The following is an 11,932-nucleotide window of genomic DNA, read 5'->3' as shown; positions in this document are numbered from 1 at the left end:
GGCGGCTGGAATGCGAATAGCGAATGCGACGGATCAATCGTATTCTAAAAACACGACGGATTGATCGTATTCAACCCGGGGTGAGGAGCCGATCACGGCCGCTCACAACCTCCCCCACAACCCGACCATCACCATGACCCCATCGATCTCCTTGACCTCATCGATCACGCTGACCACGGCGCCCGTGGCGCCGCTGCTGACCCGCCTGTTCGCGCAGGCGGAGGCGGCGACCAGCCCCGCGGCGGCGGCGATCCCGCGCGCCGAACGCGAGCGCCTGATGCGCAGCAAGACGGAGTACCTGCAGTTCTACGGCCAGCTCAAGGACCTCTGGCTGCCGGTGTCGCCACAGACCGGCCGGCTCCTCTACCTGCTGGCCAGGCACGCTGGGGCACGCAACGTCGTCGAGTTCGGCACGTCCTTCGGGCTGTCGACGCTTCACCTGGCCGCGGCCTTGCGCGACAACGGCGGCGGGCTGCTGATCACCACGGAGTTCGAGCCGTCCAAGGTGGCCCAGGCACGCGCGCACGTGGCCGAGGCCGGCCTGAGCGACCTGGTGGACTTCCGCGCGGGTGACGCGCTCCAGACGCTGCGCGACGGCCTGCCGGCGTCGATCGACCTGCTGCTCCTCGACGGCGCGAAGTCGCTGTACGACGACGTGCTGGACCTGGTGGAACCCCGCCTGCGGCCCGGCGCGATCGTCATCGCCGACAACGTCGACTACAGCCCCGACTACCTGAAGCGCATCCGCGCCGCCGACGGCGGCTACCTGTCGCTGCCGTTCGGCGAGGACGTGGAGGTGTCGCTCAGACTGGGCTGATCAAGGCCGCCGGCGCAGGCGCCCGTAGCTCCACAGCAGCAGCGCCCCGGCCGCCAGCACGGCGACGCCGACCACGGCGCCCGAGCTGACGTAGACCACGCTGGACCACAGCACGTACGCACTGCAGCCGACGAAGACCAGCGGCAGCACCGGGTACAGCGGCACGCGGAACGGCCGCGGATGCGCAGGTGCCTGGCGGCGCAGCACCAGCACCGCCAGGCCGCTGAGCGTCATGAAGCACCAGTACACCGGCGACAGGTAGTCGACCATCGTCGAGAAGCCGCCGCGCGTCGCCGCGCCGAACGCGACCAGCGCCAGCGCCATGCCGCTGGTGGCGATCACCGCCACCGTGGGCGTGCCGCGATCGGCATCCCAGCGCGCGAGCTGCAGCTCCGCCGCCAGGTCGCGCGCCGCGGCATAGGTGGTGCGCGGCCCGGCGATCAGGATCGCGTTCATCACCGACAGGGCCGTCAGCGTCACCACGCCGACCATGACCAGTTCCGCGCCGCGGCCGAACACCACGCGCATCGACTCGGCCGCCGGCGCCGCGCTCGCGGCCAGTCCGCCCAGGCCGAGCACGCGGACGTAAGCCCAGTTGGCGAGCAGGTACAGCGCCGTGACCGTGCCCAGGCCCAGCAGCAGCGCGCGCACGATGCCGCGGCGCGGGTCCTTCATCTCGGCGGAGAGCGTGGCGGCGTCACTCCAGCCGCCGTAGGCGAGGAACACGAACACCATCGCCGTGCCCCAGGAGACGGTCGCGCCACCCACCGCGCCGAGCGCGCCAGCCCCGCCGCCCGGTGGGGCGGGCGTGGCCGGTGCCAGTCCTTGCCATTGCTGCACGCCTGCGCTGACGCCGAGCAGCAGGAGCCCGCCGATGACGAGCGTCGTCAGTCCGAGTTGCGTGCCCAGTCCCACGCGTACGCCGAGCAGGTTGAGCCCCGTCAACGCGACGATGAGCCCACCCGCGAGCCATGCGCTGACGTACTCGCCGAGCCACGGCGAGAGGTCGACCACCTGCGCCAGGTAGTCCCCGAACACGAACCCGAGCAAGGCCATCGAGCCCGTGTGGATCACCGCGAAACGCGACCACGCGAACAGGAAACCGAGCCGCGCGCCGAAGGCGCGGCGCAGGAAGTGGTAATCGCCGCCGGCATCCGGGAAGGCCGCCGCGAGTTCCGCGAAGCAGAGCCCGCCCACGAAGGACAGCACGCCGCCGAGCGCCCAGGCGAGGTAGAGCTGGTCGGGTGTCGCCAGGAACTGCGCCACCATCGGCGAGGTCTTGAAGATGCCGGCGCCGACCACCATGCAGATGCACAGCGCCATCGCGTGGCGGACGTCGAGGATGCGCTGGGGTGACGCGCCGGAAGGATCGCCGGCGGGAATGCCGGCAGGAACGGACGGGGGCATGGTGGGGGACGGGGACGGGGACGGGGACGGGGACGGGGACGCGCGATGCTACCGACGGTCCAGGCCGCGCGGCGGACTTCGTCGTGACCACGCGACGGCATGAGCTTATGAGGGAGTCGTCTGAAGCGGAATGCGGGTTTGCGGCCTGCGCACCGATAGGCTGACGGCTCGACTGCCCTCGTTGACCGCCCTCGTTGTCTGCCGCGGCCGCGGGCCCTCACCCCGCCCTCTCCCGCAAGCGGGAGAGGGAGCCCGACCGGCGCCCTTCTCACCGCCTCTCCCGCTTGCCCATGCTGAAGCTTCGCCACACCGCCCTCGCCGCCTTGACCCTGACGGGCAGCGTCTGCGCCCTCGCACAGCCGGCGCCCGCGACATCGCCGGACTCCTTGAGCCCCGTGCTCGTCACCGGCACGCGCGCCCGCGACCGGACGCTCGCGGACAGCCAGGTGCCCGTGGACGTGCTCTCCCGCGAGGACCTGCTGCGCGCCGCCGGCCCCGACGGCACGCTCGCCGCCTCGCTGCAGGCGCTGCTGCCGTCGTTCAACTTCCCGCGCCAGTCCAACTCCGGCGGCGCGGACCACGTGCGCGCGGCGCAGTTGCGCGGCCTGTCGCCGGACCAGGTGCTGGTGCTCGTCAACGGCAAGCGCCGTCACACCTCGGCGCTCGTCAACCTCGAGTCCAAGACCGGCAAGGGCACCAACCCCGTCGACTTCAACACCATCCCGCTGGCCGCCGTGCAGCGCATCGAGGTCGTGCGCGACGGCGCCGGCGCGCAGTACGGCTCCGACGCGATCGCGGGCGTGGTCAACGTGATCCTCGACGAGCGCCGCGGCGGCGGCGAGCTCAGCACCGAGGCCGGCCTCTTCCACACGAGCTTCGCCCCTACCGACCGCACGATCAACGACGGCCAGACGCAGTCGGCCAGCGTGTCGCAGGGCTGGGCCCTCGGCGAGCGCGGCTTCCTGCGCGCCGGCCTCGAGGGCCTGCACCGCCACGCGACCAACCGCAGCGGCCTCGACCAGCTGCCGCCGTGGGAGGACCCGACGCCGGACAACCTCGCCACCGTCGGACAGCGCAACTACGCCGCCGGCGAGCCGGCCACGCGCCAGTGGCAGGCCTTCTTCAACGGGGCCGTCGACCTCACGCCGCAGCAGCAGCTCTACGCCTTCGGCACCTGGCAGCAGCGACGCTCGACCGGCGCGGCGTACTACCGCTATCCGGACAGCTTCGCCAACCTCAGGAGCGTCTATCCGGACGGCTACCGGCCGCAGACGACCGGCGACAACCGCGATCAGCAGCTCGTCGCGGGCCTGCGCGGCGACTGGGCCGGTTGGGACTACGACCTCTCGCTCGACCATGGCCGCAACGACTTCGACTACGGCGTGCGGCAGTCGCTGAACACCTCGCTCGGCCCGGCCAGTCCGACCGCGTTCCACCTGGGCGATTTCGGCACGCGGCTGACGACGGTCAATCTCGATCTGACGCGGTCCGTGACGATCCCCGGCCTGAGCCGCCCGGCCACCCTGGCCGCCGGTCTCGACGGTCGTCACGAGCGCTTCGTCACCGGCGCGGGCGACGCGGCGTCCTACGCGGTCGGACCGTTCGACGGCCCCGCCGGCGCCCAGGCCGGTCCGGGGCTTCAGGCCGGCGACGCGGCCCGACTGTCGCGCCGCGTGATCGGCGCCTACGTCGACCTCAGCGCCTCGCTCACCCGCGACTGGCAGGCGGAAGCCGCGCTGCGCCACGACCACTACAGCGACTTCGGCAACGCCACGACGGCCAAGCTGTCGTCTCGCCTGGCGCTCGCCGAGGGCGTGGCGCTGCGCGGCGCGGTGTCGACCAACTTCCGCGCGCCTTCGCTCGCGCAACGCGGTTTCAGCTTCACGGTGACCGACCGCGGCGACGGCGGCGCGCTCAGCCAGATCCGCACGCTGCCGGTGGACGATCCGATCGCGCGCTACCTGGGCGCCCAGGACCTGAAGGCGGAGCGCTCGCGCAACGCGAGCCTCGGCCTGACCTGGCAGCCGGACCGCCACTGGTCGGCGACGCTCGACGCCTACACGATCCGCGTCAAGGACCGCGTCACGCTGTCGCAGCGCGTCAGCGGCGACGGGCTCTCACAGACGCTGGAATCGCTCTTCGGCGTGCCCGGCATCGACGGGGTCAACTTCTTCACCAACGCGCTGGACACACGCACCCGCGGCGCGGACCTGGTGACCGAGTGGAACGGGGCAGCCCTCGGCGGCGAGCTGCGGCTGTCGTGGGCGGCCTCGTTCAGCAGGACGACGGTGCGCCCGCACGCGGACGCGACCGTGGGCCTGGAGGAGCTGAACACGCTGACCGACGCCGCGCCACGTCAGCGCCACATCCTGACGGCGCAATGGCGCGGCGGCGCCTGGTCGCTGCTGGGTCGCGTCACGCGCCACGGCAGCACGACGCGGGTCTTCGACTTCGGCGACGGCTTCGTGCCGTCGCAGACCTACGCGCCGGTCTGGCAGCTGGACCTGGAGGCGCAATGGCAGGCGACGCGTGCGCTGAGCCTCAGCGTCGGCACGATCAACGCGACGGACCGGTACCCGAGCCGCTCGACCTCCGACATCGCGTACTTCGGCAATTTCCCGTACGACGTGCTGTCGCCGGTCGGGTTCAACGGGGCGTACTACTACGCGCGGGCGAAGCTGCTTTTCTGAGTGTTCGCGGGACTGTTCAGACCCCGTGAATCACGCGGCAGCAGCGACTTGTCGACGCGTTCATCAGGCCTGCATGACTCCACGCTGAGGCGCTCGTGATGCCGTCTTGATCGGCCTGACATGCTGATACGGATGGGCCGGAAACGCGTCAACGGCTGGGGTTGCGGCGCCGTTGGCCCGGCATCGCAGTCAACCGCCGATCACCATGCGCCACTCCCTGTGCCTGACCGCCGTCGCCGTCGCGACCCTCCTCGCGGGTTGCGTCGCCCCGTCGCACACCGTGGTCCACGCCGATGCGTCCTACCGCGCGCCGCCGGCCTGGGCCCCGATGCCGCCCCCGCTCCGGTCGTGAGCGTCTATGTCGAGCCGCCGCTGGTCCAGCCGGAGCCGGTCTTCGTCGATGTCGCGCCGCCGCCGATGCTGGTCGAGGTGCCGCCGCCGCCGCCATATCCCGGCGCGGTCTGGACCGGCGGCTACTGGGGCTGGCAAGGGCGTTGGGTCTGGTGTGCGGGGCGGTGGTCCTCGCCGCCGCGACCGGACTACGTCTGGGTCCAGCCCTACTACGAGCATCGCGACGGCGCTGTCGTGTTCGTCTCCGGCTTCTGGGCGGCACATGGCGTGGGCTTCGTGCCGCCGCCTCCGGGGCTGCATCTCAGCATCGAGGTCGCCCTCGGCGGCGGCGCACGGCCGATGGGGCCGATGGGCGTGTTCGTGCCGCCACCGCCGGGGTCGCGGCCCGGTCTCATCGTGCCGGCGCCGATCGGTACGCCGCCGGCCGTGGTGGTCAGCGCGCCGCCGGTGACCAACGTCGGCATGCGCATCCAGCACAACACCCAGGTCCATCAGACCGTGGTCAACAACTCGGTGACCAACAACACCACGACCGTGAACAACGTTCGCAACGTCACCAACATCACGAACGTCACCATCGTGGCGCCCGCGAACTCGACGGCCAACGGCAAGGCGTTCCAGGGCGAGGTCCCCGCCGCCGCGCATCTCGCGGCCGCGCTGCCGGCCCAGGTCCACGCGCCCGCGCCCGTGCCGGTGAACGCGACGCCGATCCCGATGCAGGGCCAAGGCCGTCCGCCATCGGCACAGCCCCCGCATGCATCGGCGCTGCCGCCTGCGCCTGAGCAACCCCGCGCGATCCCGCCGGGGCAGATGTCATCGCCGGCCGCGCAGCAACAGCAACAGCAACAGCAACAGCAACAGCAACAGCAACAGCAGCGAGAACAGATGAACCGGGCGGCGCCGATGCCGGCACCGAACGCAGCGACGCCGCCTGTTCCACCGATGCCGGATCCGGCCCATGCGCAGCATGAGCGCGACCGGCAGCTGGAGCAGGAACGCCAGCGTGACGCGGCGCGTGATCACGAGGTGGCTCGCGAGCGCGATGCCGCGCGCCATCGAGAAGCGGCCGCCGAGGCGCAGCGACCGACCGCCGTCGCGCCGCCTGCGCGCGACGCCGCGCATCCGGAAGATCGTCGTCGAGAGGAACAGGCCCGGGAGCGTGAGCACGACAGGCAGCACGCCAAGGACAAGGACGCGAAGAAGGACGAAGCGCGCGAACGGGAGAAGGCCGAGAAGGAGAAGGAAAGAGAGAAGGAAAAGGAACGCGAGCGTTGAGCGCCCCGCGCGCGGGGCCGATCAGCCGGCAGCCGACGCGCTCCTCGCTGGCACCGACGGCGCCACGGGCCACAGCGCATCGACTGGCCGTTCCAGCACCCGCGCCGCCACCGGATGGAACACCGCCGGGTCGAGCCGCCCGTCGGCAGCGGCGCCGGCCAGCCATCGCTCGATCGATCCGCCCTTCTCCACCCATCGATCCTGCCGCAGCAGTCCGTACAGGCCGGCGGCGATCACGTGGATGCCGTCGTCCGACTTGCGCCAGCGGTCCGCGGGATTGCGCGCGACGCCCAGCGCCTCGCTGATCAACTGGTCCAGGGCCTGGCACAGGTCCTCGTCCACCAGGCCCTTCAGCGTCGTGTAGCCCCAGCGCGGATCGTGGTCGCGGACGATGGACGTGATCAACGGGTCGCGACCGAACGCCGCGAGCGCAGCGGTCGCCGCCGCGCCGTCCATCGGCAGCGGCGGATGGAGCATCTCGTGGGCGGCGATCCGCACCGTGGTCGCGGTGTCGTAGTCGGCCGCCTGCAGGAAGGTCTGTCCCTGCACCTTGATCCCGTGCGGCTTGGAGAACTGGAGCAGCACGATCTGGATCCCGGGATCGAAGGTCCGGCCGGTCAGCTTCTCCTGCCAGGAGATCACGTCGAAGCCGGCCAGCGCCCGTTGCACCTCGGCGACGCGCTGGTCGAGGTCCTGGCCGATCCGCTCCCGGCGGAACGCCGCGAAACCGGCGCGCTGCATCGCACTGAAGATCGCGTCGATCCGGGGCGCCGCGCGATCGAACCAGGCCCAGTCCTCCTCGCTCCAGTAGCTGCTGGCCTTGTAGCTCGGCAGGATGGCCGTCTGCCGCGACCGCAGCGCCGCCAGCAGCGTGGCGATCGTCGCATCGTGGCCGTTGGCCGAGAACAGCACCTGCAGGTTGGGGCCGAGCAGGCCGAAACCGTCCTTCGTCGCGTCGTTCCACAGGCTCGCCACATCGTTGCGCACCGCGTCGGGCAGGCGCGGCGCGAAGGCGGCGGCGTCGTCGCCGTAGAAGTCCAGGTAGAGCGGCGTGCCCGACAGCGGTCCGAGGAAGGCGATCGCATCGAAGCCCTCCGAGGATCTCACCCGCCATCGCGTGCGATGGGGGCTCGCCTGGGCAGCGCGTGCGTCGGCGGCGCGCAGGGACGCCACCGAAGCGATCAGTGGGGTGGCCAGTCGCGCCGTGGGCAGCGCGACGAGCGGCGTGGTCAGGAAGGTTCGTCGTTGCATGCCTCGATCGTAGGCACGCCGAGCCGGACGTTCTTGAACGGACTTAACCCAGCCAGCGCGTCGGCGTCCGTCCCGTCAGGGCGACGACGGCGCGCGTCAGGTGCGCCTGGTCGGCGAAACCGGTCTCCGCCGCGAGCGTCGCCATCGATCCCTGCCATCCCGGCAGTCGGCGCAGGGCCTGCAGCGTGCGCAGCTCCAGGCGGTAGCGCTTCGGCGCGATGCCATAGGCGCGGTGGAAGCCCCGGCTCAGCGACTGCGGCGCAATGCCCATGGTGTCGGCCCACTCGGCGAGGCCGAGATTCGGATCCGCCGCGAGCGCCGCGGCCAACAGGTCCGGCCAGTCGTTGAGCCGGACAGCCGACGGGCGGAATGCCTGCGTCAGCAGCGCCGCGGCTTCGCGGGGATCGCGCTCGGCGAGCCGGGCGATCGCGTCGACATCGTCCACCTGCCCGAAGGCATCGCCGACATCGCGCCCGATCGCCGGCAGATTCAGCACGCGGGCGCCGGCGCGGAAGAACTCGTTCTGGTGCGATTCGTGCGCGCCGTGGAACACGGCCTGGCCGGCCTCGACGCGCAGCCGGCCGCGATCGCCGGCTTCCACGTAGCCGCCGGCGAGGACCAGCGCGACATAGCCTTCGTCGTGACGATGGCGTGCAATCCGCTCGAAGGCGCGGTGAACGGAGATCGCCATCGTCATTCGTCCAACCTCTCTTTCTCCCTAGGCCGACTCGTACATGCCCGGGAAGTAGCGTTCCATCAGTGTCGTCGGCTTCAACGGCGGCGTGAAGGCGAACGGCGCATAGAGCCCATGCGCGTCCCCCGTGGCCAGCGTGAATCGACGCAGTCCCTGGAGATCGGGATGCGCCATCACCGCCGCCATCAGGCGCTTGCTGTGTCCCTGGCCGCGATGCGCCGGGAGGACGAAGACATCGACCAGGTTCGCGAAGGTCGAGAAGTCCGAGATCACCCGGGCGAAGGCCACCTGCCGACCGTCGATGAATCCGCCGAAGCACAGCGAATGCGCGATGGACCGCTCGACGACCTGCCGTGGGATGCCGCGGGCCCACGACGACTCCTCCGCGAGGAACGCGTGGATCATGTCGACATCCAGCGCGGCCTTGTCCGTGGAGAGATGCAGCGTGCCTGGCGCAGGCGCATCCGCTTGTCCCGTATGAACCTGTGCCGGTGGTACCTGGGCGGGGCCCGCCTGGGCTGGCGACACGCGACGCCCGGCCAGCGGATGGATGTCCAGGCTGCCGTACATGCGGACGACCTCACCGATGACGACCTGGTAGCCCTTGAGCCAACGCTCGTGCTGCTGCTTGGCCTGGAGATGCAGCGGATGCGCCATCAACTGCCGCAACGCATCCATCGACTCCCAGTAGTACACGTTGGTGATGAGTCCCAGCGCGGGGTTCTCCCAGCTCTCCTCGCCGAGGTAGCCGGGGATAGCCTTCGCCATCTCGGCGATGGCGTTGTCCAGCGCATGGAAATCGGCGTCGTACTCGCCCTTGTGGAACGTGAAGGTGGAAGTGAACACGGGTCGATTCGAGGTGGCGGAGAGCGGGGGACTGCGGGTGGCGGAGGCCCGCTGGCCTCGTCAGCCGCGCAGGACTGCGGCGCGCATTCTGCATCCGAAGTGGCACGCCATGACGCGGGGCCTCGACGAGGCCTTGACGGGCCGCGCCACGCCGGTCCCTCTCTCGCAAGCCCCGATGGCCCCCGCTCCGTTCTTCGGCATGATCGTGCCTCCAACAGCGCGGAGGACCCCACGTGGACGGAAAGATGCAACGCGTGCTCGCACGGACCGGCCTGGGCCGCATGTCGAGCGGCGAGTACCAGGCCAACCTCAACGGCATGAACATGTTCTTCGGCGCGGTGCTGGGCTTCGTGCTCTCGGGCACCGAGAAGCTCAACGCCTGGCAGTTCGGCGTGCTGCTCACGTCGCTCGCGGGCGTGGTCGTCACGGTGCTCTACATCTCCTCCAGCAGGCACCGGCTGGCCTACTCGCTGCTGGCCCTGTTCTATGCGGCGACCTTCCCGGAGATCATGGGCCTGCTGCTGCGCAGCCCGGAGCCCATCCCCGACAAGATCCGTCCCACCCTCCTCGTCTGGATCGGCATGACGGTCCTGGTGGAGTTCTGGGCCAGGGAACGGAACGACGCGCCGGTCGGGAGCCCCCTGGAAGACGCGGCTCCCGGACCTGAAGCCCGACAGTGAACATCTGAAAGGGAGCCCCCATGGCCAAGTACTTGATCTCCTTCCCCAGCGCCGCGATGGTCGTCCCCGACGGCGAATGGGACGCGGTGGTCCGCGACTCGCATGCCGTGATCGAGGAGGCGAAGGTCGCCGGTGTCTACGTCTTCGGCGGCGGCATCGACGAGAGCGTCCCGCCCGTGCTGGTCGCCGGTGACGGCTCGGTCGCTGACGGGGCTACCCCTGGGCCCCCCGCTCAACGGCGGATTCTGCGTTCTGGAACTGCCCTCGCGCGAGGCGGCCGTCGACTGGGCCGCGCGCATCGCCAAGGCCTGCCGCTGCCAGCAGGAGCTGCGCGTGTTCTTCTTCGACCCGGCGTCCTGATTCATCATTCGTCGCCGTGGTCGTAGCCGTGGTCGCGGATGTTCCAGCCGATACCTTGACGCGCGAATGCGGCGTCCTCCGGCGAGATCGCCGCCAGCAACGGGATCAGCAGCTCGAACGACTCCGCGCAGAGATCGTGCCTGTAGGCCTGATCGTGCAGTTGGCTGTAGCCGCAGTAGGTGATGACGCGGTGCAGCGCCACGCCGGCTTCCTTTGGAAACGCCCGCGCCAGCATCTCGAATTCCTCCCGCAACAACCGATGATGCTTGCGGACCAGGACCTCGTGCGGAGCGGTCCGGGCCAGCGCGACGCGATAGCTCAGGGCCAGCGCCGGGCGTGAGGCCACCCGCGCCGACATCAGTTCGTCGAGCCGTGCGTCCATCATCGTGAGCACCGCGTGGTCGCGCGGCAGAGGCACGCGGCGATTGCGGCGACTGACCACGGTGTCTTCGAGGACACCCACCGTGTCGTCGAGGAAGATCGTCAGCTGTGACGCCCCACCGAACGACACCTGGTCGATGTCCTTCAGGAAACCGGCCGCCATGGCGTCCAGCATTCCCGTCGCCCTGACAGCCAGAGGATCTCCAGGCGACGCGTAAAGGATCACGCTCATCAGCGCGCCGGCCTCCAGGCGTCGCCGTTCCGGGAAATCCTCCTGGAGCAACGCCATGACGCGACCGGGCAACCGCCGCCAATGATCCGAGGACGGATCGCCGAACTCGAACAGCTTGAGAATCGCCGCCACCGCGACCTGCGGTTCGAGCAGCCCGTCGGCGAGTACCCAGTCGGCCAGAATGGCGCCGGCAGCATCAACACTGCGTTGGAGCGTTTCAGGGGTCGGGCCCTGATTGCGCTCTCGACTCAGGCGCAACGCGCCGTCGGACAGGGCGTCCGCCATGAGCGATGCCGCCGGGCCAGGCCTGTGCGGGCGCAGCTTCAGGGCAAGACGCCCTGCAAGGTCCGGTTCCCCGTGCAAGTCCAGAGGGCTCATCAGCTTCGGCGCGACGTCTCCGGTCCAATGCTCGTCGAAGACCGCCAGCCCGGCCGCCGGATCCTCGTCCAGCAACCCCAGCACGATCCGCCACGCCCACAGACCGTGCAAACGAACCCCATCGCGACCGCCGCCTTCACCAGTCAGTTCCCAGGACCACAGCGCGGCTCGTTTCAACGCAGCATGGCGGCGCGATGCCGGAATGCGCGTGTCTTCGGCGCACACCAGCGCCTTCTCGAACAGGTGCTCCCTGAGAGGCGAGCCCAGACCCGACTCCCGCAACGCCCCCTGCACGGGAAGCACGCGCAGGAAATGCACCACGCCGAACAGGACATCCGATGGGAATTCGTCCTGCGCGGCGGTCAGCCAGGCGATGAGGCCCGGGGCCCGCGATGGCGCCTCGTCCGCGTCGAACGCGTCGGCCAACGCGATCAGCAGGCGCTGCTCTTGTGCCGTGCAGCTTCGAAACAGCCGGTCCCGTCGGAAGAGAAAGCCGGCGCGCGCGTTGTCGGTGAGCCGGTGGCGCGGCAGGAACGCGAGAGGCGGAAGGACGAGCGGCTGCACAGGGAG

General features: G+C 70.3%; 11 protein-coding genes and 1 pseudogene. 6 read left to right on the top strand and 6 right to left on the bottom strand.

Annotated elements, in window-relative coordinates; genetic code table 11:
- Positions 1-133: 133 nt before the first annotated feature.
- Positions 134-817, top strand: a complete 684-nt coding sequence (locus tag ACQ86G_RS19575) for an O-methyltransferase (protein WP_431256882.1) — start codon at positions 134-136, stop codon at positions 815-817.
- Here ACQ86G_RS19575 and ACQ86G_RS19570 read toward each other — a convergent pair whose 3' ends face one another.
- The gene (locus ACQ86G_RS19570) at positions 818-2,224 is read right to left on the bottom strand and encodes an APC family permease (RefSeq protein WP_431256881.1); all 1,407 of its coding nucleotides are present in this window, start codon (positions 2,222-2,224) and stop codon (positions 818-820) included. It lies immediately after the preceding gene.
- Between the two features lie 290 nt (positions 2,225-2,514).
- Here ACQ86G_RS19570 and ACQ86G_RS19565 point away from each other — a divergent pair, with 290 nt between their 5' ends.
- From ACQ86G_RS19565 to ACQ86G_RS19555, 3 genes are all read left to right on the top strand, one after another.
- Complete coding sequence (locus ACQ86G_RS19565; RefSeq protein ID WP_431256880.1) at positions 2,515-4,914, top strand: TonB-dependent receptor plug domain-containing protein; 2,400 nt, start codon at positions 2,515-2,517, stop codon at positions 4,912-4,914.
- A 205-nt stretch (positions 4,915-5,119) separates the two neighbouring features.
- Positions 5,120-5,266, top strand: a complete 147-nt coding sequence (locus ACQ86G_RS19560; protein ID WP_431256879.1) for a hypothetical protein — start codon at positions 5,120-5,122, stop codon at positions 5,264-5,266.
- Positions 5,263-6,540: a hypothetical protein gene (locus ACQ86G_RS19555; RefSeq protein ID WP_431256878.1), complete on the top strand. Its 1,278-nt coding sequence runs from the start codon at positions 5,263-5,265 to the stop codon at positions 6,538-6,540. Before ACQ86G_RS19560 ends, ACQ86G_RS19555 begins: the two co-directional genes overlap by 4 nt.
- 21 nt (positions 6,541-6,561) lie before the next feature.
- Here ACQ86G_RS19555 and ACQ86G_RS19550 read toward each other — a convergent pair whose 3' ends face one another.
- From ACQ86G_RS19550 to ACQ86G_RS19535, 4 genes and pseudogenes are all read right to left on the bottom strand, one after another.
- Positions 6,562-7,791 carry a hypothetical protein gene (locus tag ACQ86G_RS19550; RefSeq protein WP_431256877.1) on the bottom strand — a complete coding sequence of 410 codons (1,230 nt, stop codon included), beginning with the start codon at positions 7,789-7,791 and terminating at the stop codon, positions 6,562-6,564.
- A 43-nt stretch (positions 7,792-7,834) separates the two neighbouring features.
- Positions 7,835-8,482 (bottom strand): helix-turn-helix domain-containing protein, encoded by a 648-nt coding sequence (locus tag ACQ86G_RS19545; RefSeq protein ID WP_431256876.1) that lies wholly within the window; start codon positions 8,480-8,482, stop codon positions 7,835-7,837.
- Positions 8,483-8,509: 27 nt separating this feature from the next.
- Positions 8,510-8,890: a GNAT family N-acetyltransferase gene (locus tag ACQ86G_RS19540; protein ID WP_431261449.1), complete on the bottom strand. Its 381-nt coding sequence runs from the start codon at positions 8,888-8,890 to the stop codon at positions 8,510-8,512.
- A 132-nt stretch (positions 8,891-9,022) separates the two neighbouring features.
- A pseudogene (locus ACQ86G_RS19535) lies at positions 9,023-9,331 on the bottom strand (antibiotic biosynthesis monooxygenase family protein); the annotation flags it as partial.
- Positions 9,332-9,564: 233 nt separating this feature from the next.
- Here ACQ86G_RS19535 and ACQ86G_RS19530 point away from each other — a divergent pair.
- Positions 9,565-10,011, top strand: coding sequence for a hypothetical protein (locus ACQ86G_RS19530; protein ID WP_431256875.1), 447 nt, complete (start codon positions 9,565-9,567; stop codon positions 10,009-10,011).
- Positions 10,012-10,031: 20 nt separating this feature from the next.
- Positions 10,032-10,397, top strand: a complete 366-nt coding sequence (locus ACQ86G_RS19525) for a hypothetical protein (RefSeq protein ID WP_431256874.1) — start codon at positions 10,032-10,034, stop codon at positions 10,395-10,397.
- Here the strand turns inward: ACQ86G_RS19525 and ACQ86G_RS19520 are convergent.
- Entirely contained in the window at positions 10,376-11,926 is a 1,551-nt protein-coding gene (locus ACQ86G_RS19520) for a hypothetical protein (RefSeq protein ID WP_431256873.1), read from the bottom strand. The two genes, ACQ86G_RS19525 and ACQ86G_RS19520, sit on opposite strands and share 22 nt — an antisense overlap.
- Between the last annotated feature and the right edge of the window lie 6 nt (positions 11,927-11,932).

Origin of the sequence: Roseateles chitinivorans (assembly GCF_050632145.1) — a bacterium.
In the GTDB taxonomy this organism is placed as follows: domain Bacteria; phylum Pseudomonadota; class Gammaproteobacteria; order Burkholderiales; family Burkholderiaceae_C; genus Roseateles; species Roseateles chitinivorans_B.
Note: the sequence above shows the minus strand (reverse complement) of the source record. Positions and strands in the feature narration are given on the sequence as shown.